Below are 25,502 nucleotides of genomic sequence, written 5' to 3' on the forward strand. Positions count from 1 at the left end.
GACCCCGGCGCCCGGGAAAGGGGGCGGGAGGGTGGGCCTCCCGCCCCCTTCCGGTGGCGCGCGCGTCGGCTACTTCAGGTACGGGCCCGCCGCGCCGATCCTGCCGGGGCCGTTCAGGACGTACACCCGCAGGTTGCCCTTGCCGGGGGCGCCGACCGTGAGCGTGCCGTTGGTGACGGCCCTCACGTCACCGGTGACGGCGTCGGTGTACGTGCCGTTGGGGATGCCCGTGTAGGTCGCGCCGCCCGAGACCGTGACGAGCGCGAAGCTGTCCGTCCCGCCGCTGGTGTAGCGGCGCTTGAACGCCATGTCGCCGGAGATGCCCTCCGTGGAGTACTGCCCCATCTGGAGCGCGGGGATCGCCCGGCGGATCTGGTTGAGCCGCTGGACGTGCTTCACCAGGGGCTGGGCGAGCGTGGTGGCGACCGCTCCCGAGGCCGCGGAGACCTGGGAGAAGTCGGAGGCCGTGACGGAGCCGGCGACATGGTCGCCGAAGTACGCGCGGCCGGTCGTGGCCAGCGGGCAGGAGGGACCGCAGTCGATCTTCTGCCCCTTCCGGAACTCGATCTCGGAGCCGTAGTACAGCGTCGGGATGCCGCGGAAGGTCCACATCAGGGACATGTTCTCCGCCCAGGCGTCGGTGCCGCCCGCGTACCGCTCGCTCGACTTGTTGGGGCCGTAGTCGTGGCTGTCGACGTAGACGACGTTGTACGTGGCGTCGTTGTAACTGTCGTCCGAGTCCTTGCCGTTGTGGAAGGCGTTCGACGCGTCACCGAAGTTCATGTGCATGCGCATGTCGATGACGTTCATGCCCGAGAAGCGGCTGTGGTCGGGGGTGTGGTAGCTGTTCCCGGACAGGAAGGCGTTGGTGGAGGTGGGCTGACTGCCGGTGCCCTGCTGCTGCTCGTAGTCGTACATCTCCAGAGCGGCCCTGGCGTCGTCGGCGTCGTACTCCTTGCGCTCCTTCCACGTGAAGAACTGCGCCGAGTGGTTCACCGAGCCGCGGTTCCACTTGTCGTTCACGAAGGCGGCGACCTCGCCGAAGACGAAGAAGTTCTTCGCGGCCTCGACGCCGTGGCTCTGCGTCACCCGTTCCTGGATGGCGGGCAGGAAGCGGCGGTTCCAGGTGGTGCGCGGGATGTGCACGGCGGTGTCGACGCGGAAGCCGTCGACGCCCATGTCGATGTACTTGTTGTAGGCGCCGATCAGATAGTTCTGGACGGTCGGGTTCTCGGTGTTGAAGTCGGCGAGGTCCTCGTGCAGCCAGCACGAACGGGAGTCCTCGCCCTCCCAGTTGCCGATCCAGCACTGGTGGAAGAGCGCCTTCGGGAACATCCCGGACGTCGGGCTCGGCCACTGGCAGTTGTAGACGGTGTAGCCCTCGGCGCTCTTGCCGCCGGTGGGCTTGCCCCAGTTGAGACAGGTGTTGCCGGTCGGCTCGGCCGTCGTCCACAGGTCGCCGTTGTAGTACGACTTGCCGGTCTTCGCGTCGATCGTCAGGCCGTCGTACTCGAAACCGGGCTGCTTCTCGTCGTAGTACCAGCTCCACTGGCTGTCCCGCACCCCGTACACGGTGGGGGTGAACAGGCCCTTGGCGCCCCAGCGCGAGGAGTGGTTGTAGACGACGTCCTGGTAGATCTTCATGCCCTTGGCGTGGGCGGCGTCGATCAGGTCCTGGTAGGAGGCGCCGGCCGACTCCAGGCGGGGGTCGACCTTGTAGAAGTCGTAGCCGTGGTACCCGTGGTAGTCGTAGTCGGACCGGTTGAGGACCACCGGGGTCACCCATATCGCCGAGAACCCGAGGCCCTTGACGTAGTCCAGCTTCTGGACGAGGCCCTTGAAGTCGCCCCGGAACATGGGGTCGTCGTTGGCCGCGTTGCCGGACTTGGTGTGCTGGCTGCCACCGCGGTTGTTCGACGCGTCACCGTCGTAGAAGCGGGCGGTGAGGACGAAGTAGATCGGGTCCTTGCGCGGGTCGGTGCCGAGCGGCTTCCCGGTGCCGGGGTTCGCCGGCCTGTCCCCGGTGGTGGCGGTCGCGGACGCCGAGGCGGGGGAGACGTTGCCCGCGGCGTCGACGGCCCTGACCGTGTAGGTGTACGCGGTCCGCTCGGCGAGACCCGTGTCGGAGAACACGGTGGAACCGACATCGGTCACGACCGTCCCGGCGCTGCTGCCGACCCGGGTGACCTGGTACTTCGTCACGCCCTTGTTGTCGGTGGCGGGGTCCCAGGTGAGCAGCACGGAGACGCCGTCGGCGGCGGCGCTGACCTTCGTGGGGGCGGTCGGGGCCTCGGTGTCGGGCACCTCGGCGGCGCAGGGGTCGGCCGCGTTCGCCGTCACCGCGTTGTTCCGTACGGTGCTGACACCGGTGCCGACGGTGTAGTCGGCGCCGCCGTTGTTGTCCCAGGTGCCGTTGCCGTTGTTGAAGGCGGCCTTGAGGGAGCCGGCCGTTCCGAGGTCGATCTCCCGCTTCCACCAGCCGGCGCAGGCGGCCTGCATGCCGACGCCGGGGACCGTGGTCCAGGCGCCACCCGCGGGCTGGTAGTGGATGTTGGCCGTCGACCAGCCGAGGGCCTCGGTCGAGTAGTAGACGGTGGCCTTGGCGCCCGGTGCAGGGGTCGGCTCGGGTCCGGTTCCGGCGCAGGGGTCGGAGTGGGCGATCACCCCGTCCTTGACGGTGACGGCGCCGGTCCCCAGGGCGTAGTTCTTGCCGCCGTTGTTGTCCCAGGTGCCGCTGCCGTTGTTGAACGTGGCCTGAAGTCCCGTGGCCGCGCCGAGGGTGACGGTCTTCTTCACCCAGTCCGTGCAGGCGGCCTCCATGGTGACGCCGGGTACGCCGGTCCAGGCGCCGCCGTCCGGCGCCCAATGGAGCTTGTACTGCGCCCAGTTCTTCGTCTTCGTCCAGTAGAAGACCGTCGTCGTGTTCTCGGCGGCGGCCGCGACCGGGGCGGTGCGCGGTGCGGCGGGCTCGCCGGACGGGGCCGTCACCAGGCCGAGGACGCCGGCGGCGACCGTCAGGGCGGCCAACGGGCGCAGGGGTAGCCGTCTCTGAGTGGGCGTCAGTCCGCGGGTGCGTGTCATCCGTATCTCCAGGCAGATCCAGGCGTCACCGGGCAGACCTCTGCCCCGGACGGGAATCGAAGCCTCTGGAAACGCTCTCGGAAACTTGCAGAAACATCTTGCGTGGCCGGAACGTATCGCCGCGGGACTGCCGCGTAAAGAGGTTCGACAGAAGTGCGGACGTACGCATGTGTGGAAAAGTGAGCGTCCCTGTTGATCGCGCCGGCGGCGAAGGAAGACATCGGATGAAGCTCCCCACCCCTCTGTACGTCCTCAACGAAGGCCTGGCGTTCATCCTGGAGTTGGCGGCGTTCGGCCTGCTCGGGTGGTGGGGCTGGGAGAGCGCGGAAGACTGGGCTCCGCGCCTCCTCCTGGCCGTCGCCGCACCTGCGTCGGCCATCGTCCTGTGGGGGCTCTTCGCCGCCCCGAAGGCCCGGGTGCGCCTACCCCTGGTGGGTGTTCTGGCCGTGAAGGCGCTGGTGTTCGGTGCCGCGGCGGTCGCGCTGTACGGGCTGGGGCGGCACGGCGGGGCGGTCGTCCTCGCCGTCGTGGCCGTGTTCAACACCGCCCTGGCGACGGTGGACCGGCGGGCTCGCGAGGCGGCCCGAAATCGTGGGTGACGCCCCCTCAGGGGCGGGGCCAGGGGCGCCCCTCCAGGCGCTCGATGTCCCGGTTGAAGCGTTCGAGGAAGCTCGCGAAGCGGGCCACGTCCTCGGGTGACCAGTGCTCCATGACCCGGTCGAGGCCCTCGATGTTCGAGGTCCGGTCGGCATCGAGGCGCCGCTCGCCCTCCTCGGTGATGCGGAACTTCCGGGCGATCCCGCCATCGGGGTCGGAGATGCGTTCCACGACCCCGGCGCGCAGCATCGCCGCGGTCTGCCGGTTGAGGGTGGAGGCGTCGAGCCCGAAGGCCTCGCTGAGCTGCCCGATGGACATCGGCCCGTGCATCCGGATGCGGCTCAGCAGGACGTACGCGCTGCGGTCGAGGTGACCGCCGGCGGCCCGGGAGCGGGGGGCGTACAGATGGGCGTGCCGGCCGAGCAGCATGGTCTCGAATTCGACCAGGTGGAGGGGTTTGTCCTCGGGCTTGTCCATGGAGCCATTGTCCCTCGTTCCCGATGGATATGCAGCATGCATAGTTTGTGTATGAGGCCACTCGTGTGCATGATGCATATTGACCCGTGGTGGACGACACCACGGACGATCTAGGGAGAACACGTGGACGGCTCCAAGGCCGACGCCCGACCCGGAGGCGTCGTCGGCGTCCTCGCGCTCGCGGGCATCGTGGCCGCACTCATGCAGACCCTGGTGGTGCCGCTCATCGGCGACCTCCCGAAGCTGCTCGACACCACCGCGTCCAACGCCTCCTGGGTGATCACCGCCACCCTGCTCGCGGGCGCCGTCGCCACCCCCGTCGCCGGCCGGCTCGGCGACACCCTCGGCAAGCGACGGGTCCTCCTCGTCTCCGTGATCCCGCTCGTCGCCGGCTCGGTGGTCTGCGCGCTCGCCTCCTCCGTCGTCCCGATGATCGTCGGACGCGGCCTCCAGGGCCTCGGCATGGGCGTCGTGCCCCTCGGCATCAGCCTGCTGCGCGACATCCTCCCGCCCGAGAAGCTGGGCGGCTCCATCGCGCTGATGAGCGCCTCCATGGGCGTCGGAGGCGCCCTCGGCCTGCCCTTCTCCGCCGCCGTCGCCGAGAACGCCAGCTGGCGCGTCCTCTTCTGGGTCGCCGCCGGACTCAGCCTCGTGGTGGGCTTCCTGATCTGGCGGGTCGCCCCCGCGGGGCACCGCGCCGCCGCCCCCGGCCGCTTCGACCTGCCGGGAGCACTCGGCCTCGGCACCGGGCTCGTCGCCCTGCTGCTGGCCGTCTCCAAGGGCGCCACCTGGGGCTGGGGCAGCGCCACCACCCTCGGCCTCCTCGCCGTCGCGCTCGTCGTCCTGCTCGCCTGGGGCCGGTGGGAGCTGCGGACCCACGACCCGCTCGTCGACCTGCGGGTCACCGCCCGCCCGGTCGTCCTGATGACCAACCTGGCGTCGGTCCTGGTCGGATTCGCCATGTACGCGCAGTCCCTGGTGGTCCCCCAGCTGTTCCAGCTGCCCGAGGCCACCGGCTACGGACTCGGCCAGTCCATGATGGCCATGGGCCTCTGGATGGCCCCCGCGGGCCTGATGATGATGGTCCTGGCCCCCCTCGGCGCCAAGCTCTCGGCCGCCCGCGGTCCCAAGGTCACGCTCTCCGTCGGCGCCCTGGTCATCGCCCTCGGGTACGGCTCCTCGCTCGCCCTCATGGGCTCCACCTGGGGCCTGCTCGTCGTGACCCTCATCTGCAACACCGGTGTCGGACTCGCCTACGGCGCCATGCCGGCCCTCATCATGGGCGCGGTACCGCAGGAGGAGACCGCCTCGGCCAACAGCTTCAACACCCTGATGCGGTCCATCGGCACCTCCGTCTCGGCCGCCGTGATCGGAGTCGTCCTCGCCCAGATGACCACGACCCTGGGCGGCCACGCGCTGCCGTCCGAGGGCGGCTTCCGCGTCGCCATGGTCATCGGCTGCGGGGTCGGCCTGGTCGCCGCCGTGGTCGCCGCCCTCATCCCCGGCCGGGCCGCCGCCGTGCCCACCGGCGACGCGGCGGGCACGGCGCCCGGGGCCGCACCGCGCGAGGCGTCCGGCGCCGCCGCCTGACAGACGTCGGCTCTGCGACCGCCGAGCGGAGCGAGCACGGGAGGAGACCCGGGCCCGAACCGCTCGGCCGTCGGGCCGGGGCGAGTCCCGGCGATCAGCCCGGGGGCCCTCGGCGACAAGGCGCCGGGGGCCGGGACCCGGGGTGCCCGGTCGCCGGAGGCCGGGACCTGCGGCGCCTGGTCGCCGGAGGCCGGGATCCGCGGTGCCCGGTCGCCTCCGCAGGCCGGGATCCGACGGTGCCCGGGCGCCGGAGGCCGGAACCCGCGGCGACCGGGCACCCCTACACGCCCTCGGCGGCCTCCAGGGTGAAGAGCGCGCCCTCCGGGTCCCGGGCCACCACCGCCCGGCGCCCCCCGGTCTCCTCGGGGCCGCCCACCCCGCCCCAGTCCCCGCCCGGCACGATCGAACCGCCGTGCGCCACGACCGCCGCGGCGGCCACCTCCGGATCGGGCACCCGAAAACGCACCAGCCAGCGCGGACGCAGCTGCGGCTGGGGCGAGGTGGCCTCGACCGGACCGCTGTTCAGCCGGGCGACCGCCTCCCCGTCCCGCCGCAGCACCACCTTGTCCTGCTCGTACGACACCTCGAAGCCGGCCGGACCGCCGTCCGCCCAGCGGAGAACCTCCCCGTAGAACACGGCCGCCTCGAAGGCGTCCCGGGTGTGCAGCTCCAGCCAGGCGGGCGCCGTGCGCATCCCGAGGTGCAGACGGTTCTCCGTCCGCCCCTCCCAGACACCGAACCCCGCACCCTCGCGATCGGTGGCGAGCGCCGCCCGGCCGTGCGGCGGGTAGCCGACCGGCCCCACCCCGACCGTGCCGCCGCGCTCCCGGATCCGCGCCACCGCCTGGTCCACGTCGTCCACCGTGAAGAACGCCGTCCAGGCCGACCGCACCGACAGCTCGGCCGCCACCGCGGCGATCACGGCCACGGGCTGCTCGTCGAGCCGGCCCACCGCGTACTCCCGGTCCCCGCCGTCGTCACGCCGGAACGTCCAGCCCAGCACGGCACCGTAGAAGCCCTCCGCCGCGTCGAGATCCCGCGTGGTCAGGCTCAGCCAGCACGGCGCTCCCGCCACCTCTCCGGTCGTCGGCCCCGACACCGGCACCACCTCCTGTTCCGTCCTGCTCGCTGCGTGCGTCGTGCGCCCTTTCCCCGGTCCGCCGCCCCGCATGCGCGCACTCACCCGAGTGCCGCCGAACACCACACGCCCGGGTGTGGAGGCCGCCGACCGCGGGGGATACCGTCCGGGCATGAGCAGCCCGCAGCCCCCGCTCCGTGACACCCCCAGGAACGGAACCGCCCCGTCCGTCCCGCCGCTCCTGCTGCGGCCCTGGACGTACGAGGACGCCGAGCCGCTCGTACGCCATCACCGGGACCCGGAACTGCGCGCCTGGCTCGCCACCCACCTGGACACCCTCCGGCAGGCACGCGCGTGGGTGGACGCCCAGAACGCGGGCTGGGCCGCCGGGACCCGGGCGGCCTTCGCGATCGTCGAGGACACCGCGGCGGGCGGTACGGCCCCGCTCGGTCACATCGCCGTCACCGGCGGGGGAACGGCGGCCGTACGCGTCGGCTACTGGACCGCGCCGCGGGCACGCGGGCGCGGGATCGCCTCCCGGGCGCTGACCCGCGTCGCCCGCTGGATCACGGACGAGGACGGCCCCTTCGCCGGACGCACCCCGGAACTCGTGCACGCCGTCGGCAACGAGGGATCGTGCCGGACCGCCCTCGCCTGCGGCTTCGTCCTCACCGGAACCCTTCCCGCCGCCCCGCCCGCCCGGCCGCGCCCCCAGCACCTCCACACAGCGCCCGTCCCCCGGACCCCGCCCCGGGCTCAGCGCGCCGCGCGGGCCGCGTAGGCGCGCACGTCCGCGTCGGGGTCGTCCGACGCCCCGGCGAGTGCCGTCCGCGCCCCGGGGGCGGCCCGGTGGACGAGGAGCGAGAGGACGGCGGCCTTCCGGACGTCCGCGTTCGCGTCGGCCAGCGCCTTCGCGAGCACGGGGACGGCCGGGTCGGCCGGAGCGGCCCGCAGAGCGGTCGCGGCGCCCGAGCGGACCTGCCAGGCCGGATCGACGAGGGCGGCCTCGGCGCGTGCGGCCCAGCCGGCCGGGCAGCCGGTTCCGGCCAGGGCGGCGAGGGCCGCGCCCCGCACCAGCGGGTCGGGATCGTCGAGCAGCGGGCCGAGCGGTTCCGGTGCCGGATTCCGCACCGCGGCGAGACCGCGGGCCACCGCGACCCGCACCTCGCGGGACGGGTCGGCGGCGGCCGCCGCCAGCTCAGCGACCGCGTCCACCGAGACCAGGGCGCGAACCGCCTGGACACGGACCTCCACGGCGGCGTCGGCGAGCGCACCCGCGTACAGGGCGGCGTCACCGAGGCGCAGCGCCCGCAGGGCATCGAGCGCCGCGGACCGCACGGCCGTGTCGGGCACGGCGAGTGCCGCCCGCAGACCGTCCCCGAGCGCCGGCTCGGCGGGCAGCACCTCGACCAGCTCGCGCAGTGCGGCCGCTGCCGCGGCCCGTACGGGAGGAGCGTCGTCCCGCAGGCGGGCGGCGAGCACCGGACCCGTACCGGCGGGCGCGGTCTCGCCCAGGGCCGTGACGGCGGCGGCCCGGACGGCGGGATCGGCGTCGTCCAGATAGGGGCCCAGGGCGTCGAGACCGGGGGAGTCCTCGACCAGCGAAAGCAGCTGGAGCAGGCGCGGGTGGGGAGTCGCGACCACCGGGTCCTCGACCGTCACCGGCGCGTCCGTCCGCGGACGCGCGGCCGGCACCGAGTCCCGGGGACCGGCTGTGGCGACCGGCACCAGCTCCACTTCGCCGAGGTGCCGTTCGGGACCGCCCGGCGGTGCGAACTCCGGTACCGGAACCAGATACGGTTCGACCGGCCGGGCCGTGAACTCCATCGCCCCGGAAGGGGACTTGCGCAGATCCAGGTGGTGCAGCCACCCCGCGTCGTCCTGCTCCGGGTGGTCGAGCCGCTGATGGTAGAGACCCCAGCGCGACTCCGTCCGGGCGAGCGAGGCCCGCGCCGCCATCTCGGCGCAGTCCCGGATGAACGACACCTCGGCGCACCGCATCAGCTCGTGCGCCGTCCGAGCCCCCATCCCGGCGATCTCCACCGCCATCCGGTCGAACGCCTCGACGGCCAGGGAGAGTTTCGCCCCGGTCTTCGGCGGTGCCACGTAGTCGTTGACGAACCGCCGCAGCTTGTACTCGACCTGGGGCTGCGGCGGGCCCTCGGGATGCCGCAGCGGACGGTAGACGAGTTCATGGGCGGCAGCGATCTGCTCCTGCTCCAACTCGCCCTCGTACGCCGTGTACTGCGAGGCGTCCTCGCCGGCGAGGTCGCCGAAGACGAACGCGCCGATCATGTAGTTGTGCGGTACGGAGGCCAGGTCGCCGGCCGCGTAGAGCCGGGGCACGGTCGTCCGGGCGTGCGCGTCCACCCGCACCCCCGAGGCCGAGTGCCCACCGCACAGACCGATCTCCGAGATGTGCATCTCGATGTCGTGGGTCCGGTAGTCGTGCCCGCGGTTCTCGTGGAAGGTGCCGCGGGTCGGCCGTTCCGTGGTGTGCAGGATCGACTCGACCGCCCCGACGGTCTCCTCGGGAAGATGGCTCAGCTTGAGGTAGACCGGGGCCCGGTCCGAGGCGAGCTCGGCCGCGAACTCGGCCATCATCTGCCCCGACCAGTAGTCCGACTCCACGAACCGCTCGCCGTGCCGGTTCACCTGGTAGCCGCCGAAGGGATTGGCGACATAGGCGCAGGCCGGGCCGTTGTAGTCCTTGATCAGCGGGTTGATCTGGAAGCACTCGATCCCGGTGAGCGCCGCGCCCGCGTGGTACGCCATGGCGTAGCCGTCGCCCGCGTTCGTCGGGTTCTCGTACGTGCCGTACAGATAGCCGGAAGCGGGCAGCCCGAGCCGTCCGCACGGACCGGTGGCCAGGATCACGGCCCCGGCACGCACCACCACGAACTCGCCCGTACGCGTGTTGAACCCGGCCGCGCCGACGGCCCGCCCGTCGTCCGGGTGGGTGAGGACCCGGACCGGCATGACCCGGTTCTCGATACGGATCCGCTCGCGCATCTCCCTGCGGCGCAGCTGCCGGTAGAGCACCTTCTTCACGTCCTTGCCCTCCGGCATGGGCAGCACGTACGAGCCGGACCGGTGCACCTGCCGGACGGCGTACTCGCCGTGCTCGTCCTTCTCGAACTTCACGCCGTACGACTCCAGACGCCGGACCATGGCGAAGCCCCGGGTCGCCGTCTGCCGGACCGTCGACTGGTCCACGAGACCGTCGTTGGCCCGCGTGATCTCGGCGACGTAGTCGTCGGGCTCGGCGCGGCCCGGTACGACCGCGTTGTTGACGCCGTCCATGCCCATGGCGAGGGCGCCGGAGTGCCGGACGTGCGCCTTCTCCAGGAGCAGGACGTTCGCCCCGCGCTCGGCGGCGGTCAGCGCGGCCATCGTGCCGGCGGTGCCGCCGCCGATGACCAGCACGTCGCAGGAGAGCTCGGTCGCGTCGGCGGGATCGGGCACGGTCAGAGGGGTGTCGGGGCTGGGGCTGTCCATGGGGCGCGCCTTTCGGAAGCGTGGGGAGCCGGCGGGGGGTTCGGCGGGCACTCAGAGGGAGTCGAGGACCCGTCGGCGCAGCGCGGCCGTCTCCGGCGCCTGCCGGGCGTCGCGGGAGCGCGGGTGCGGCACGTCCAGGACCTCCCCGGAGGCGAACAGGGCGACCCGGTCGCCGAGATGGAGCGCCTCGTCCACGTCGTGGGTCACGAAGACGACGGTCGCTCCCGTGCCCCGCAGGATCTCCACCAGAAGGTCCTGCATCCCGGCGCGGGTGTGGGCGTCGAGCGCGCCGAAGGGCTCGTCCATCAGGACGGCGCGGGGCCGCCCGGCGAGAGCGCGGGCCAGCTGGACGCGCTGCCGCTGCCCGCCGGACAGCTGGTGCGGCAGTTTCCCGGCGTGGCCGCCGAGCCCGACCCGTTCCAGCCAGTCCTCGGCGGAGCGGCGACGCTCGGCCCGGGGCGTGCGGCGGATCGCGAGGGGCAGTTCCACATTGGCCCGGACCGACCGCCAGGGCAGCAGGGCGTCGTGCTGGAAGACCAGGGCCCGGTCGGCGCCGGGCCGGCGGACCGGCTCCCCGTCCTGCGTGACCCGGCCTTCCAGCGGGGGCAGCAGCCCCGCGAGTGTGCGGAGCAGGGTGGTCTTGCCGCAGCCGGAGGGGCCGACCACGGTCAGCAGTTCGCCGGACGCGATCCGCAGGTCGACGGGGCGCGGTACGGCGACCCCGTCGGGGTGGCCGAGGCGCACACCGTGCAGGGCGAGTTCCGCGCCGGCCGATGCCGGCCCGGCCGTCGCCGGCGCGGACCCGGCGGACCCCGCGGAGGCGGCGCTTTCGGCGGACTCGGCGGACACGGTGGACGGGCTCACGGTGCTCATGGAACCGGCTCCTTCTCGGGTCGGAGGACAGCGGAGGCGTCGGACGAGGTGGCACGGGAGGTGCCGGAGGGGGTGACGGACGGGGCGAGGGGCACGGCGGCACGGACCGCGCGGACGGTCCCGCCGACCGGGACCCCGGCCGTCGGGCGCGGCAGCCAGGCGGTGACGCGACGGCCGAGCGATTCCACCGCGGTGGACGTGAGCCATCCGAGCGCCCCGATGGTGGCCATGCCGACGAAGACCCCCGGGTAGTCGACGATCGTGTAGTCCTGCCAGGTGCGGTACCCCACCCCGTACTCGCCGGAGATCATCTCCGCCGAGATCACACAGATCCACGAGACGCCGATCCCCACCGAGAGACCGCCGAAGATCCCCGGCAGGGCGCCCGGCAGCACCACCGAGAACAGCACCCGGGCCCGCCCGCCGCCCAGCGTGAGCACGGCCTCCTCCCACACCGGGTTCAGCGCCCGCACCGCGTGCCGGGTCGACACGAGCACGGGGAACAGGGCCGCGGCGCAGGTGATGAAGACGATGCCCTGCTCGTTGGTGGGCAGCAGCAGGATCGCGACCGGGACGAGGGCGATGGCGGGGATCGGGCGCACCACCTCCACCAGCGGCCCCAGGGTGTCGGCGGCCCATCGCGACCGGGCGACGGCCGTCCCGGCCGCCACGCCGAGGACGGCGGCGAGGAGGAAGCCGACCGAGATCCTGCGCAGACTGTGGCCGAGGTCCTGCCAGTACACCTCGGTGCCGACCCGGTCGGCGAGGGCGGAGGCGACCTCGACGACGGTCGGGAACTGCTCGAACCGCAGCCACAGATTGACGTCCAGGGAGGTCAGCAGCTGCCACAGACCGAGGGCCGCGAGCGGCGAGGCCACCCGGACCAGACGCCGGCCGGTGCTCATGACGCGAGCCTCACGGCGTCCGCGTAGGCGACGATCCGGGAACCGGCGTGCCCGGAGACGTACCGCTCCGCCGCCGACCGGGTCACGAAGGCCCGCCACTCGCCGCCGTCCGCGACCCACACGGCCCGGTCCGCGAACCAGAGCGTCCCCGTCCCCGCGTCGGGCACGTAGGCGGCCCGTACCGAGGCCCCCTCGACCGCCTTCAGCAGTGCGCCGGGGCTGTCGAAGGTACGGGTCGAAGCCTGCCCCTTCAGCCACAGCTCCGACTTCGGAGAGGTCGCCTCCGGGTACGCGAGGTCCGGCACCGCCCGGCCCAGCGGAGCCGTGTCGACGAACGCGTCGACGTCGACGTCCGTGACCAGACCGGCCTCCTTCAGGACCGGCACGTCCTCCTTGAGCGCGGCCACCAGCTCCGGGCGGAGCGCCGGGTCGAAGGTGGCGATGCCCTGGGCGCCGTTGTAGAGGTAGACGACCTCGGCGGGCAGCCCGGTCTCCTTCGCCACCGACTCGGCGGCGGCGACCGGCCGGGTCCGCAGATGGTCCGTGGCCCGGCGCTGGGCGCGCAGGAACGCGTCGAGGACGGCGGGCCGCCGCGCCGCGAACTTCTCCCGGACGGTGACTCCGTGGAAGGTCGGCAGGTTCAGCTCGGCCCCGTCGTACAGGGCCGTGGCCCTGCCCTGGAAGGCGAGCAGACCCGGCCAGGCGACGAACTGCGACAACGCGTCGACACTGCCCGCCGCGAGGGCCGAAGCCCCGACGCTCGGCTGCTGGTTGAGCTTGCGGACGTCCTTCGCGGGGTCGATCCCGGCCCGCCGCAGCGCCCGTACGAGCGTGCCGTCGGCGGCCGATCCGACACTGGTGGAGACCTTGCGGCCCTTCAGGTCGGCGAGCGACCGAAGAGGTGAACCGGGCTCGGTGACCACGGTGTTGAGCCCGCCGCGCAGGTTGTAGCCGGTGACCGCGACGAGCCGCGTCGGCTCCTTGAGCTGTTTGCCGCGCGCCGCGTTGATCAGCAGCGGGAAGTCGCCCATCGAACCGATGTCGATCTTCCCCGCCGTCATCTGGGCGGTGATCGGGGCCCCGGTCGCGTAGTCCTGCCAGACCACCCGGTAGTCGGCACCGTCCTTCCGGCCCCGGGCCGCGAGCTCCTCCTCGAAGTAGCCGAGGGAGCGGAGCAGGGTGCCCGCGGTCACGGTGTTGATGGTCTTCGACTGGTAGCCGACGGTCACCGTGACCGTCTTCCCGTCCGACGACGCGCCGGCGCCGGTGGCACCGCAGGCGGTGGCCAGGGGCAGGAGGAGCGCGAGGGGGAGCGCGATCGGGAGGGCGGTCGCGCGGGGCAGCGGAAGTCTTCCTCGGAACATGGGAGTTCGGCCTTTCACCGGAGCAGGTAGGGCATGTTGACGGTCACCGCGCCGGTGGGACAGCGGGCGGCGCACGGGCCGCAGTACCAGCACTCGTCCACATGCATGTACGCCTTGCCGTCCTCCTGGCGGATCGCCAGCGAGTCCAGCGGACACATGTCGACGCAGAGGGTGCACCCGTCGATGCACTTCGACTCGTCGATGGTCACGGGCACGTCGGCGCGCTGGGGGACCAGAGGCATGGCTGTCTCCAGGAAAGGGCTCAGCAGAGCGGGGGAGGGGGCAGAGGGAGAGAGGGAAGGCGTCAGAGGTGGGGGTGTCAGAGGGAGCGGTGCAGGACGCCGCCCATGGTGATGCGGTCACCGCGGAACCGGATGAACTCCAGGTCCACCGGCCGCCCGTCGGGCAGGCAGGTCAGCCGCTCCAGCATCAGGACGGCGGCTCCGCGCGGGGCCTGGAGCACGGCGGCGGAGTGCGCGTCGGCGTTGACGGCCTCGAGGGTGATCTCGGCGTGCCCCAGCGGGCCGCCGGTCAGCTGCTCCAGGAGCCGGAACACATCCGTGTTCTCCAGGTCGCAGCCGAGGAGTCGACCACCGATGTCCATCGGGAGATACGACAGGTCGAGGGAGAGCGGCAGTCCGTTGAGACGCCGCAGCCGCTCGACGCAGAGCACGTCGGAATGCTCCGGCAGCCCGAGCCGGTGGGCCACCGGCCCCGAAGCGGCGACCGGCCCGACCGTCCGGACCTCGTTGGTGACCCGGCCGTGCTCGCGCAGGGTCTCGGCGAGACCCTGGAGCCGGTCCAGGCCGTGCGGGTACTTCTCGCACACCACCACCGTGCCGACCCCCGGCTGCCGTTCGACGAGCTGCTCACCGCGCAGCAGGTCGAGAGCCTGCCGGACGGTGTTCCTGCTGGCCCGGTAGTCCGCCGCGATGGCGTCCTCGAGAGGCAGGATCCCGCCCGGGAAGCCACCCGCCAGGATCTGGTGGCGCAGCAGGTCGGCGAGCTGCCGTGCCCGGTCCGCGCGCAGCCGCAGACGGCGGGCGGCGGCGACGGGGCGGGCGGCGGAAGCGGGTTCGGCGGGCATGGGAAGGAACGTAGCGGCGGGGTGGCCGGGTTGGTGTTGCGGCAGTATTGCGCCACCCGGCGCCCTGAATGCACTGCTCTGACCTGCGGAGATGTCGGACGGGTACGGAGATCCGCCACCCGGCTGCCCACCTGGTGGACGAAAGGTTGCCCACCATGCGGGAAGGGTCGGCCGGCCTGCGCTCCGACCGGGGAGGGAGGGACCGGTCGACCTGTGCCCCGACCGGCGCGGGAAGGACCGGTCGACCTGTGCCCCGACCCGCGCGGGAAGGCCGACGGGCCCCCGCCCCGACCGGGCGGATCGACTCGGGCGGCCGGGGACCCGGCGGGGGCGCACCGCCTCAGCCGGCCTCCGCCTCGACCTGGACGTGGAGGGCGACGGAGAGGTGGTGGTGGAGGGCGCCGAGGACCGGCTCGTCCGGGGCGAACAGACCGCCCGCGAGCTTCCAGTAACGGTTGATCACGGGCCCGTCGCCCAGGGCCAGCAGCGGGACGAGCCGCCGCCGGAACTCCGGGGAGTCCCTCTCCCCTCGCGCGTGGGCGTAGGCCGCGACGAAACAGTCCAGGGCCCCGCCGTCCTGTGGCGCGCGTCCGGCCCGCACCTCCGCCGCGGCCCGCGCGTACGCCTCCGCCAGTCCGTCGTACAGCACCGCCGGACGGTACTCCCCGTCCGGCAGCGGCGGCGCCGGACGCGACCCCGGGCGGTGCACACGTGGATCGGACACCAGCGCGTGCAGGCGGGCGAAGTCCAGCACCTGCGCGGGGCTCGGCTCCTCCGGCGGCTGTGGCACCACCGAGTCGAGGACGGCGGACACCACCCGCCGCGGCAGTCGTAACGGCAGGATCCGACGCCAGAACCGGGCCAGCGCCGTCGTGTCGGGCGGCACGGACATCGCGCCGATCAGCCGCAGCCGCTCGGCCCGCTCCCCGGCCTGACAGTCCTGGAGCAGCCGCAGGGAGGCCTCGCGCCAACGGAGCGCGGTCAGCCGGGATCCCAGCTCCCTCAGCTGCCCCGCGACGACCTCCTCCAGGAGATCGTCCCCTTCCAGGGCCCGCTCCACCTCCGGAACCGGCAGGTCGAGCACGCGCAGGGAGCGGATCAGGCGCAGCCGGTCCAGCGCCTCGGGCCCGTACCGGCGATGCCCGCCGGAGCTTCGTCCCGCCTCCGGCAGCAGCCCCCGGTCGGAGTAGTACCGCACCGTCTTCACCGTGGTGCCCGCCCGCTCGGCGAGCTCCCCGATGCTCCACAGCCCGTCGGACATCACGGTGTGCGCCTCCTCGGGTCGTCCGTCTCCCCATTGAACCTCCCGCAGGGGGAGTTCCTAGCGTGACGGCCGACAGTCCCGGGAAGCGCAAGGAGACGATCATGACCGCGTTCGTGCTGGTGTCGGGCCCCTTCACGGGTGGCTGGCTGTGGGAGGAGATCGTGGCCCCGCTCCGGGCGGCGGGCTCGGAGGCGTACCCCGTGACCCTCACGGGGATGGGAGCCGGGACCCCGACAGTCATGGGGACGGGAGCCGGGACCCCGACAGGCATGGGGACGGGAGCCGGGACCCCGACAGTCACGGGAGACCCGAACCCGTCACGGACCGGGGACCGACAGGTCGACGGGGCGGGATCCGCCGTCGATCTGGAGACCCACATCGACGACCTGGTGCGGCTGATCGACGACATCGACACGCCCCGGGTCGTACTCGTCGGACACGGCTACGGGCTCCACCCCGTCCTGGGCGCCGCCGACCGGCGCCCCGAGCGCGTCGCCCGGATCGTCTCCCTGGACACGAGCCTGCCCGAGGACGGCGAGGCGGCCGTGCGGTCCGTACCGGACCCGGAGGTACGGGCGCGCGTCGCGGACGTGGCCGCAGGGAGCGGCGGGCGCGACGGGGGCGAGCGTGTCGGTGGGGGCGGAGCGGACGGCGGACGGGTGCCGCCGCCGGGGCTGGGCGAGTGGGCCCGCTGGGGCAGCACCGAAGGCGTCCCCGCCGAGGCGCTGGAACGGCTCGAGCGCCTCGCGACCCCACAGCCGGCGGGCACCCTCACCCAGCCGCTCCGGCTGACCGGCGCGGGCGCCACGCTGCCGACCACCGGCATCCTGTGCACCGCCGGCGGCTCCGGCATCGACGTGGTGCGGATGCTGGTGGAATCGGGTCCGCCGCGGTTCCGCGCGCTCGCCGACGACCGGATGCGCTACTTCGACCTCGGCACCGGGCACTGGCCGATGCTCTCCGCTCCCGAGGAACTGGCCGAGCTGCTGCGCCGGGCCGCGGCGGGGGAGGGCGACCGGGTGACCGTCCCCGAAGCCGCCGAGGAGCGGCCGGCCCATCTCCTGCCCTTCCTCCTGGACACACCCGAGGTGCCGCGCGCACGGCACGGCCGGGTCGACCTGCATCTGCCGGACGCGGACGGGCCCCGGCCGGCCGTCGTCTTCGTGCACGGAGGCCCGGTCTCCCCCGATCAGCGGCCCAGCCCACGGGACACCCCCTTCCTCCGCGGATACGGGCGGTACGCGGCGAGCCTCGGCGTGGTCGGGGCGACCCCGGACCACCGGCTGTACGGGCTCGCCGACTTCCCCCTGGCCGCCGAGGACCTCACCGAGGCCGTCGACATCGTGCGCGCCGACCCTCGTGTCGACGGGGAGCGGATCGCGCTCTGGTTCTTCTCCGCGGGCGGGCTGCTCGCGGCCGACTGGCTCGCCGTACCCCCGCCGTGGCTGCGGTGCGTGGCGATGACCTACCCCGCCCTGGCGCCGCTGCCCGGCTGGGGGACGGTGGAGTCCCGGTTCCGGCCGGTGGACGCGGTGGGTGCGGCGGACGGGCCGCCGATCGTCCTGACCCGGGCCGGACGCGAGCATCCGACCTTCGCGGCGACGGTCGAGGAGTTCCGCACCGCCGCGGCGAGGAAGGGCGCGGACGTGGAGGTCGTCGACGTCCCGCACGGCCGCCACGGTTTCGAACTGGTCGATCCCACCGAAGAGTCCCGCGCGGCCGTGCGGCGGGCGATGCGGGCCGTCCTCGGACGACTGAGGAGCTGACCCGGGAACGCCGAGTGCGAGTGCCGGGCGCCGCGCGATCCGTACCGTCCCGCAACACGTCAATGGTGTTGACGTACGGTTCCGGCATAGGGTCCGGGCATGGTCGAACGCGTGATTCCCGAAGGCAGCCGCCGGCGCCGCCGCCCCACCAAACAGGGCGCCGTCCTCTCGGAACGCCTGATCGTCGAAACCGCCCTGCGGCTGATCGAGGAGCACGGCGCGGAAGCACTCTCGGTACGCCGCCTCGGCGCGGCGCTCGGCGCCGACCCGACCGCCCTCTACCGCTACTTCCGCAACACGGACGCCCTGCTCCTCGCCCTCGCCGACGAACTCATCGGCCGGGCCCAGGACGGCTGGACGGCCACCGGTGACTGGCGCGCCGACCTCCGCTCGATGGGTCTCCGGATCCACGCCCGCTATCTCGCCCATCCGCAGGCCGCCCTGCTCGCGGCCCATCGCACCACGGGGCGCCCGCACGAGACCCGGGCCGTCGAGCGCATCCTCGGCGTGCTGCGGACCGCGGGCTTCCAGGACGCCCTCGCGGTCCGGATCTACCACGCCTTCGTCGACCAGGCCCTCGCCTTCGCGGCCCAGGACGCCGCCGCGCTCGCCCTGCCACCGGCCGCGAGGGAGGGAGACGCGGAGGTCTGGCACGCGGTGTACGCCAAACTTCCGCCCGACACCCATCCGCACATCGCCGCGACGTTCCCGCTGCTCGCCGCGGACATGCGCGACAGCGGCTACCCCTTCGCGCTGGAACTCCTGCTGGTGGCGGCGGCGACGCTCCACCCGGACGGAACGCAGACGCCTCCGACGCCTGCTCCGACCCGGTCACCGGGACCGGTCCAGCCGGTCCCCGGACCGTAGGCGGCGCGCCGCCGCCACGCTCCTCGGGAGAAGTAGGTCGTGCACGGCAGGTGAGGACGGACCCACGCGTCACCACCCGCCGTGCACGAGGCCGTCAGGGCTTCTTCCCCCGGGCCGCGGGGCTGTTGCGGCCGCAGGCCAGGCGCGCCGCCTCCGAGGCGGGCGCGGCCTCCTTCGCGTCGCCGACCGGCGTGGAGCATTCCAGGACACCCGAGCCGTCGATGTCCCAGCCGATCGCGCGGCCCACGGACCGCTTGCCGCCGCAGGTGTACTGGAAGTCGGCGGTGACCTGTCGAACCCAGGCGTAGTCCACGAAGGTTCCGGCGGCGGTGACGGTGGTGGTGTTCGAGGCGAGCCTCGGCACGGGCCTGTGGACGTCGGCGAACCCGAAGCCGTCGAGGTCGAGCGCCTGCGTGTCCGCGACGTGGGCGCGCAGCGAGCGGAGCGTGGCCCCCGCGTCGACCCGGGGGCCCTTCTCGAACGTGACGGCGGTGACCGGTGTGCGGAGCAGCGACAGCTTGTTCGTCAGAGGACCGCCCCCCTTGCCGATCTTCTGCTTCTCGGCGACACCCGTCAGCACGTCCTGGTCGCTGACGTTGAACCATGTGTAGCTGCCGCCCGCGCACACCGTGTCGAGCGGACGCTTGGCTCCCTCGGCCGCCCCGCCCGCCGCGGGCGGCCCGCCGGCGTCGGACGTACAGGCGACCGCCCCCGTGAGCAGCGCGGCGACGGCGGACGCGGCGAGGCAGGTCCTTCTGATCTTCATGTGTGTCCCCCTGACAACTCCGGCCATTGGTCGATGGCCACGTCCACCTTGTCGTCCGAGAGGACTGCCGGACAAGCGACTTGAGCCACTCCTGAGCTCTGTGGCCGACACAGGCAGACACAGGCTGACATCGGCAGACACCCGCCGACGCCGACCGACACCGGCCGGGGAGGGCCCGCCCGGAATCCTCGTCACGGGTGGGAGAAGACGCCCACCATCCCGGTGTCCGGGTTGCTGCTCAGTCCGACGATCGCGCCCCCGTCGGCACGGTTGGCACGCCGGTGCGCGCCCGCGTACCCCTCGTCGGTGAGGAAGATCCCGAGCGCCGCGATCCAGGGATCGACCGTTCCGGTCACCGGGTCGTACACCGGCTCGGGCCGTGGCACGACCCGCTCCTGCGCCACATGGCCGCCGCGCTCGACGGCGACGCGCAGCACCTTGTCCCACTCGGCGTCGGTGCACTCCCGGCCGACGAACGTGTCCAGCCCGCCGTACCCGGCGCCCGGTTTGAGGATGAGCCGCTCCCTCCGCTCCCGGCAGAGGTCCACGAGATCGGCGAGTCCGGAGGCGGCGGGGGCAGGGGAGCCGCCGCCGGCCGAGGCACCCGCGGCGTGGAGCGTACGGCTCCATGGCAGCACCCGGTCCACCAACGCCCGCTCCTCGGCGTCGAAGGAACCGCTCCAGCGCGGATCGGTGAGCAGCGCGAGGTCGAGCGGGGTGCCGTCCAGAGTGAGTTTGCCGCCGGGGCCGGTCCGGGAGTACGCGGTGCCGTCGTGGTAGGCGTCGGCGCGGCCGAACGTGGCGGGGACGCCGGAACCGCCCCGTCGGAGCAGTGCCCCGAGCTCCGGGCCGATCCCGATCTCCGTCGCGTACCGGTCGAGGTCGCCGTCGAAGAGCCGTCGCGGCAACGACACGAGCAGATCGAACAAGCCCTGGCAGACTACCCCGTGGGGCCGGAGGGCGGGTGGGATGCCGGAGAAGCGGGCGACGTACGCCTCTTGGACCGCGGGCCGCGTTAGCGAAACGTGAGCGATACGTGAGCGGCGGCGGGGAAAGTGGCGGACGAGCAGGTCCGACCGCCGCACAGACCGGACCCGGGGCGGGCCGTGGGGGCCCGCCCCGGGTCCCCGCAACGGACGGGTCGCCCGGGGGTTGTCCGGACACCGCTAGCTCGTGACGGTCACCATCGTCGCCGCCGTGACCGCGATCATCGCGGCCTGCATGTCGCGGATCGCCCGGCGCACGCCCTCCGCCGCCCACTGGCCGGCCGTGAGTTCCTCCAGGCGCGGCACGAGTTCCTTGCGCGGTACGCCGGGAAAGGCCAGGCGGTGCAGCTTGGCGCCGTGGATCAGTGCGAGGAGGCCCGTGGTGCGGGCGTGATGGGTGGGACCGTCACGGAGCACCGTCCGCAGCCGGGCCCGCAGCTCGCGCTCGGCGGAGCCGTCCGCCTCCGGATAGCGGGTGACGGGGAAGAGCCCCAGCACCCTGTGCTGCTCCTCGCGCACCAGGCCGCGCTCGCGCAGGCTCCCGATCGTGGCCTTCACGGCCTTGGTGTGGTCCTTGGTCAGCCAGTCGGTGACCTTCGGCGCCCTGCCCTTCTTGGCGCACCAGGCGTCGAGCCGCCGCAGCCGCTCGTCGAGCAGCGGGATCTCGGTGGGCGTCGCGTCCGTCACCCCGATGCGGCCGTCGTCCACCGAGACGCGCCCCGCCAGCACGAGGTCGAGCAGCATGCCGCCCGCGACGGCCCATGCGGCGGACTGCCGCTCCTTCGCCGCCCCGGACTCGTCGTCCAGCGACAGCAGCATGATCTCCTCCGCGAGCGTGACCGCCACCCGTACCCCTTGCCTTCCGTTCGCAGTTCGTCTGCGTTCCCGTGCCGTCGTCCCCCGTGCCCGGAAGTCCGTCCGGCCACGCGTCCTTCGTCCCTGAGGACGACGGGCGTACCGCGGCGGTTCCCCGGATCAAGGGACCGCTGTCCTCGTGACCTGGGCCGTTCCGGGTGAGCGGAGCGTGGGACCCGCGGTCGCCCGCGACAGTCCCGTACATCCCGTGGTCTGGACCGCTGGGGGCGGGGACGTCAAGCTCTTGGTATGGACTTGGAGTTGAGGCACCTCAAGACGATCCGGGCCATCGCGGACGCGGGGAGCCTCACGCGTGCCGCGACCGCGCTCGGGCTGGCGCAGCCGGCGCTCAGTGCTCAGCTCAAACGGATCGAACGGGCCCTGGGCGGCGCCCTGTTCGAGCGGGGGCGGGAGGGCGTACGGGCCACGGCGCTCGGGGACCTGGTGCTCGACCGGGCCCGGGTGGTGCTGCCCGCCGTGTGCGAGCTGCAGGAGGAGGCGGTGCGGTTCGCCCGCGACGGAGCGGAGGGATACCGGCTGGGAGGCACGCACGGGCCGTTGCTCGGGGGCCTGGTCGACCGCATCGCGCGCAGTGACCCCGGGTCCCCGGTGACCACCTGCATCTCGTGGTCGGAGCGTGAGATCGCCGGCGGGGTCGTCGACGGACGGCTCGACTTCGCCCTCGTCGGCGTCTGCGGGGAGAGCGGCCCGCCCGAGGCGGGTCGCCTCGCGTGGACGGAGGTGGCCCGCGACCCGGTGTACGTGATGCTGGCGGCCGACCATCCGCTGGCTCCCCGTACCGAGATCGACCTGGCGGAACTGGCGGCGGAGGCCTGGACCGACGTGCCCGGCGACGGCTGTTTCGGCGACTGTTTCGCGGCCGCCTGCGTACGGGCGGGGTTCACCCCCGCCTGCGTGTACGAGACGGACACCGCCTCCTGTGTGCATCTGGTGCAGGTCGGCCGTGCCGTCGGGCTGTGCCGGGCCACCTTCCCCGTCACCCCGGGCCTCGTCACCCGCCCGCTCGCCGGCGCACCCCTGGTGTGGCGGCATCTGCTGGGCTGGCATCCCGAGGGCCGTGCGGCGGGCCGGTCCGGCGCGGTCCTCGGCCACACCCGGGCCGCGCACGCCGAGGCGCTGGCGAGCAGCGCGGGCCGGATGCCCGCCCCGACGCCCGGGGAGGGCGCCCGCGGAGACACGTCCCTCGTCCCGCCGGGGGCGGTACCCCCGGCCTGACGGCACGACTGACAACGGCACAACGGCACAACGGCACAACGGCACAAAGACACAACGGCCCCGACGCAGCAACGGCCCGACGGAGCAAAGGCCCGGCATAACGCCGTGGCAGGGGCCGGCCGACAGCTGCCGCCTCCTCGTCGCGATCCCTACGGTTCCAGCAGATCCCCACCCAGAACCCAGTCTCGACGACCGAGGAGACCCCCCATGCTCCGACGACACGCCCGCGCGGCGTGTACCGCCCTTGCCGCCGCCGGAATGGCGCTGGCCGGGCTCCAGGCCGGTTCCGCCGCCGCGGCCCCGGACGACCGGGACGGGCACCGCACCCCGACCGTCAGAACCGCCGCCCAGACGCTCGGCACCGACTCCGCCCGCCCCGAACTGCTCGACGCCATGCGGCGCGATCTGGGACTCACCCGCTCCCAGGCCCTGACCCGCCTCGCCAACGAGGCCGATGCGGGTGCCACCGCCGCCCGTCTCCACCAAAACCTGGGCGGTGCCTTCGCCGGCGCGTGGGTGGACGGCGCCGAGGCCGGCACCCTGACCGTGGCCACCACCCGCGCCGACGACGCGGCCGCGATACGGGCCACGGGCGCGCGGGCCCGGATCGTGACGCACAGCCTGACCGCCCTGGAGCGCGCGAAGGCGGCCCTGGACCGGTCGGCCACCACCGACGCACCCGTCCGCTACGTCGACATACGCGCCAACGTCCTGGTCGTCGAGGAGACCAGGGCCGGCGCGGGGGCGCGGCTGGTCACGGCCACCGGGGTCCCGAGCGAGCTGGTACGGGTCGTCCGCGGCGGCGAGGCACCGCGCCCGCTCCACGACATCCGGGGCGGCGACGCGTACTACATGGGGGGCGGTGGCCGTTGCTCGGTCGGCTTCGCGGTGACGCGGGGCACCACCCAGGGCTTCGCCACCGCCGGTCACTGCGGTCGCGCCGGGACCACGACCAGCGGCTTCAACCAGGTGGCCCAGGGCAGCTTCCAGGGCTCGGTCTTCCCCGGCAACGACATGGCGTGGGTCGCCGCCAACACCAACTGGACCTCGACCCCGTACATCAAGGGCTCCGGCGGAGCGAACGTCCAGGTGACCGGCTCGGTCCTGCAGCCCGTCGGCTCCTCCGTGTGCCGCTCCGGCTCGACCACCGGCTGGCACTGCGGCACCGTGCAGCAGCACAACACGAGCGTCACCTACCCCGAGGGCACCATCTCCGGGGTGACCCGTACGACGGTCTGCGCCGAACCCGGCGACTCCGGAGGCTCGTACATCTCCGGCAGCCAGGCGCAGGGGGTGACCTCCGGCGGTTCCGGCAACTGCTCCAGCGGCGGCACCACCTTCTTCCAGCCGCTGAACCCGCTGCTGCAGAACTACGGGCTCACCCTGAAGACCACCGGGGTCGACCCGGGCCCCGGCCCGGGCGAGCCCGAGCCGGGCGGCAGCTGGACGGCGGGCAAGGTCTACGCGGCCGGTGACGTCGTCACCTACGGCGGCGCGAGCTACCGCTGCCTCCAGGGCCACCAGGCCCAGGCCGGCTGGCAGCCGCCGAACGTCCCCGCTCTCTGGCAGCGCCTGTGATCCCCGCCGGTCGCTGACCGGAGGCCCACCGGTCCCGACCGTTGTCGACCGGGGGTGCCGCGTACCCGAGGGGGGTGTCGCGGCACCCCCTTCCGGCGTCCCCGGCGGGCGGCCTCCGCCCGTACGGGGTTCCTCGGGCCTCCGCCCGTACGGGTTCCTCCAGGCCTCCGCCCGTACGGTTCCTCAGGCCTCCTCCGGCAGCCCCCCTCGGGCGATGACCTCCGCGTACCAGCGGGCGCTGTCCTTGAGGGTCCTGCGCTGCGTGGCGAAGTCCACGTGCACGATGCCGAACCGCTTGCCGTAGCCGTACGCCCACTCGAAGTTGTCCAGGAGCGACCACAGGAAGTACCCCCGGACGTCCGCGCCGTCCGCGAGGGCGCGGTGCACCGCCGCCAGATGGGCGTGGAGGTACGCCACCCGCTCCGGGTCCTTCACCTGGCCCGAGGGATCCGCGTAGTCGTCGTACGCGGCGCCGTTCTCGGTGATCACCAGCGGTGTGTCCGGCAGTTCGTCCCGGAGGCGGATCAGGAGCTCGTGCAGGCCGTCCGCGTCCACCGGCCAGTCCATCGCGGTCCGCGGCCCGGGAAGCGGCTCGAAGCGGACGTGCCGCTCCGCGCCCGCCCACGGCGAGGGCGACTCGGAGGTGCCCGCCGCGGCGACGGAGGGGGCGTAGTAGTTGATGCCGAGGGAGTCGATCGGCGCGGCCGCCGTCGCCAGGTCGCCGTCGGCCACGAAGGACCAGTCGGTGATCGACGCCGTGTCGCGGACCAGGTCCTCCGGGAGCCGGCCGTGGAACACCGGGTCGAGGAAGATCCGGTTGCCGACCGCGTCGATCCGGCGGGCCGCGTCCACGTCCTCGGGAGCCTCCGAGAAGGCCCGTACGGCATGGAGGTTGAGGGTCAGGGACACCTCCGCGGAGCCGGGCAGCGCGCCGCGCAGGGTGCGGGCCCCGAGCCCGTGCGCCAGGTTGAGGTGGTGGGCGGCGCGCAGCGAGGCGAGGGCGCTGGTGCGGCCCGGGGCGTGGACGCCGTTGCCGTAGCCGAGGAAGGCGGAGCACCAGGGCTCGTTGAGCGTGGTCCAGGTCGCCACCCGGTCGCCGAGCGCGTCCGCCATGATCCCGGCGTACTCGGCGAACCGGTACGCCGTCTCCCGGTGCGGCCAGCCGCCCGCGTCCTCCAGCTCCTGCGGCAGGTCCCAGTGGTAGAGGGTCGCCACGGGCCGGATGCCGGCGTCGAGGAGGCGGTCGACGAGACGCCGGTAGAAGTCCAGACCCTGGCGCACGGCGGGACCGCGCCCGGTGGGCTGCACACGGGGCCAGGCGATCGAGAAGCGGTAGTCGGTCACCCCGAGCCGCCGCATCAGCGCGACGTCCTCGTCGACCCGGTGGTAGTGGTCGGCGGCGATGTCGCCGGTGTCGCCGTTGCGCACCTTGCCGGGCGTACGGCTGAAGGTGTCCCAGATGGAGGGGGTGCGGCCGCCCTCGGCCGCCGCCCCCTCGATCTGGTAGGCGGCCGTGGCGGTGCCCCAGCGGAAACCCTCGGGGAACCGGAGGGCGGTCGTGGTGTCGGTACGGGCGTCGAGCGCGGTCATGGGGTGGGAACTCCCTGGAGTGAGACGTCTTGTGTGGGGGAGCG

General features: G+C 73.4%; 21 protein-coding genes. 7 read left to right on the forward strand and 14 right to left on the reverse strand.

What is annotated here, in order from left to right:
• Positions 1 to 69: 69 nt before the first annotated feature.
• Positions 70 to 3,081, reverse strand: a complete 3,012-nt coding sequence (locus IE311_RS03235) for a carbohydrate binding domain-containing protein (protein ID WP_189829983.1) — start codon at positions 3,079 to 3,081, stop codon at positions 70 to 72.
• 224 nt (positions 3,082 to 3,305) lie between these two features.
• Here IE311_RS03235 and IE311_RS03240 point away from each other — a divergent pair, with 224 nt between their 5' ends.
• Entirely contained in the window at positions 3,306 to 3,680 is a 375-nt protein-coding gene (locus tag IE311_RS03240; RefSeq protein ID WP_189829984.1) for a YrdB family protein, read from the forward strand.
• A gap of 7 nt (positions 3,681 to 3,687) precedes the next feature.
• Here IE311_RS03240 and IE311_RS03245 read toward each other — a convergent pair whose 3' ends face one another.
• A complete protein-coding gene (locus IE311_RS03245; protein WP_189829985.1) occupies positions 3,688 to 4,155 on the reverse strand; it encodes a MarR family winged helix-turn-helix transcriptional regulator in 468 nt (155 codons plus the stop codon).
• Positions 4,156 to 4,278: 123 nt separating this feature from the next.
• On the opposite strand from IE311_RS03245, the gene IE311_RS03250 reads away from it, so the two are divergent.
• Positions 4,279 to 5,745: an MFS transporter gene (locus tag IE311_RS03250; RefSeq protein WP_189829986.1), complete on the forward strand. Its 1,467-nt coding sequence runs from the start codon at positions 4,279 to 4,281 to the stop codon at positions 5,743 to 5,745.
• Between the two features lie 280 nt (positions 5,746 to 6,025).
• On the opposite strand, the gene IE311_RS03255 is transcribed toward IE311_RS03250, so the two are convergent.
• Positions 6,026 to 6,844 carry a VOC family protein gene (locus IE311_RS03255; protein WP_308439788.1) on the reverse strand — a complete coding sequence of 273 codons (819 nt, stop codon included), beginning with the start codon at positions 6,842 to 6,844 and terminating at the stop codon, positions 6,026 to 6,028.
• A 151-nt stretch (positions 6,845 to 6,995) separates the two neighbouring features.
• On the opposite strand from IE311_RS03255, the gene IE311_RS03260 reads away from it, so the two are divergent.
• The gene (locus IE311_RS03260; protein WP_189829988.1) at positions 6,996 to 7,604 is read left to right on the forward strand and encodes a GNAT family N-acetyltransferase; all 609 of its coding nucleotides are present in this window, start codon (positions 6,996 to 6,998) and stop codon (positions 7,602 to 7,604) included.
• On the opposite strand, the gene IE311_RS03265 is transcribed toward IE311_RS03260, so the two are convergent.
• From IE311_RS03265 to IE311_RS03295, 7 genes are all read right to left on the reverse strand, one after another.
• On the reverse strand, positions 7,580 to 10,321 hold the full coding sequence (locus IE311_RS03265; RefSeq protein WP_189829989.1) for a fumarate reductase/succinate dehydrogenase flavoprotein subunit: 2,742 nt from the start codon (positions 10,319 to 10,321) through the stop codon (positions 7,580 to 7,582). The genes IE311_RS03260 and IE311_RS03265 overlap by 25 nt on opposite strands.
• A gap of 51 nt (positions 10,322 to 10,372) precedes the next feature.
• A complete protein-coding gene (locus IE311_RS03270; protein ID WP_189829990.1) occupies positions 10,373 to 11,194 on the reverse strand; it encodes an ABC transporter ATP-binding protein in 822 nt (273 codons plus the stop codon).
• Positions 11,191 to 12,099, reverse strand: a complete 909-nt coding sequence (locus IE311_RS03275; RefSeq protein ID WP_189829991.1) for an ABC transporter permease — start codon at positions 12,097 to 12,099, stop codon at positions 11,191 to 11,193. The genes IE311_RS03270 and IE311_RS03275 overlap by 4 nt, the downstream gene beginning before the upstream one ends.
• Positions 12,096 to 13,463, reverse strand: a complete 1,368-nt coding sequence (locus IE311_RS03280; protein ID WP_189829992.1) for an ABC transporter substrate-binding protein — start codon at positions 13,461 to 13,463, stop codon at positions 12,096 to 12,098. Before IE311_RS03280 ends, IE311_RS03275 begins: the two co-directional genes overlap by 4 nt.
• Positions 13,464 to 13,477: 14 nt before the next feature.
• Positions 13,478 to 13,705 (reverse strand): indolepyruvate ferredoxin oxidoreductase subunit alpha, encoded by a 228-nt coding sequence (locus IE311_RS03285; RefSeq protein WP_189829993.1) that lies wholly within the window; start codon positions 13,703 to 13,705, stop codon positions 13,478 to 13,480.
• A 77-nt stretch (positions 13,706 to 13,782) separates the two neighbouring features.
• Positions 13,783 to 14,550 (reverse strand): GntR family transcriptional regulator, encoded by a 768-nt coding sequence (locus tag IE311_RS03290; protein ID WP_189829994.1) that lies wholly within the window; start codon positions 14,548 to 14,550, stop codon positions 13,783 to 13,785.
• A 340-nt stretch (positions 14,551 to 14,890) separates the two neighbouring features.
• Positions 14,891 to 15,811 carry a helix-turn-helix domain-containing protein gene (locus IE311_RS03295; RefSeq protein ID WP_189829995.1) on the reverse strand — a complete coding sequence of 307 codons (921 nt, stop codon included), beginning with the start codon at positions 15,809 to 15,811 and terminating at the stop codon, positions 14,891 to 14,893.
• A gap of 104 nt (positions 15,812 to 15,915) precedes the next feature.
• Here IE311_RS03295 and IE311_RS03300 point away from each other — a divergent pair, with 104 nt between their 5' ends.
• Together IE311_RS03300 and IE311_RS03305 are read left to right on the forward strand one after the other, a co-directional pair.
• Positions 15,916 to 17,580 (forward strand): alpha/beta hydrolase, encoded by a 1,665-nt coding sequence (locus IE311_RS03300; RefSeq protein WP_189829996.1) that lies wholly within the window; start codon positions 15,916 to 15,918, stop codon positions 17,578 to 17,580.
• A gap of 99 nt (positions 17,581 to 17,679) precedes the next feature.
• The gene (locus IE311_RS03305) at positions 17,680 to 18,447 is read left to right on the forward strand and encodes a TetR/AcrR family transcriptional regulator (protein WP_189829997.1); all 768 of its coding nucleotides are present in this window, start codon (positions 17,680 to 17,682) and stop codon (positions 18,445 to 18,447) included.
• A 94-nt stretch (positions 18,448 to 18,541) separates the two neighbouring features.
• Here IE311_RS03305 and IE311_RS03310 read toward each other — a convergent pair whose 3' ends face one another.
• From IE311_RS03310 to IE311_RS03320, 3 genes are all read right to left on the reverse strand, one after another.
• Positions 18,542 to 19,213: a hypothetical protein gene (locus IE311_RS03310; protein WP_189829998.1), complete on the reverse strand. Its 672-nt coding sequence runs from the start codon at positions 19,211 to 19,213 to the stop codon at positions 18,542 to 18,544.
• Between the two features lie 191 nt (positions 19,214 to 19,404).
• On the reverse strand, positions 19,405 to 20,127 hold the full coding sequence (locus tag IE311_RS03315; RefSeq protein WP_189829999.1) for a hypothetical protein: 723 nt from the start codon (positions 20,125 to 20,127) through the stop codon (positions 19,405 to 19,407).
• 252 nt (positions 20,128 to 20,379) lie between these two features.
• Positions 20,380 to 21,045 carry a GOLPH3/VPS74 family protein gene (locus IE311_RS03320; RefSeq protein ID WP_189830000.1) on the reverse strand — a complete coding sequence of 222 codons (666 nt, stop codon included), beginning with the start codon at positions 21,043 to 21,045 and terminating at the stop codon, positions 20,380 to 20,382.
• 258 nt (positions 21,046 to 21,303) lie between these two features.
• Between IE311_RS03320 and IE311_RS03325 the strand changes: the two genes are divergently transcribed.
• A complete protein-coding gene (locus tag IE311_RS03325) occupies positions 21,304 to 22,290 on the forward strand; it encodes a LysR family transcriptional regulator (RefSeq protein ID WP_229901685.1) in 987 nt (328 codons plus the stop codon).
• Positions 22,291 to 22,497: 207 nt separating this feature from the next.
• Entirely contained in the window at positions 22,498 to 23,868 is a 1,371-nt protein-coding gene (locus tag IE311_RS03330) for a carbohydrate-binding protein (RefSeq protein WP_189830001.1), read from the forward strand.
• A gap of 183 nt (positions 23,869 to 24,051) precedes the next feature.
• Here the strand turns inward: IE311_RS03330 and IE311_RS03335 are convergent, their stop codons facing one another.
• A complete protein-coding gene (locus IE311_RS03335) occupies positions 24,052 to 25,458 on the reverse strand; it encodes a GH1 family beta-glucosidase (RefSeq protein WP_189830002.1) in 1,407 nt (468 codons plus the stop codon).
• Positions 25,459 to 25,502: the final 44 nt, after the last annotated feature.

The organism is Streptomyces zaomyceticus (assembly GCF_014656215.1).
GTDB classification, from domain to species: Bacteria; Actinomycetota; Actinomycetes; order Streptomycetales; family Streptomycetaceae; genus Streptomyces; species Streptomyces zaomyceticus.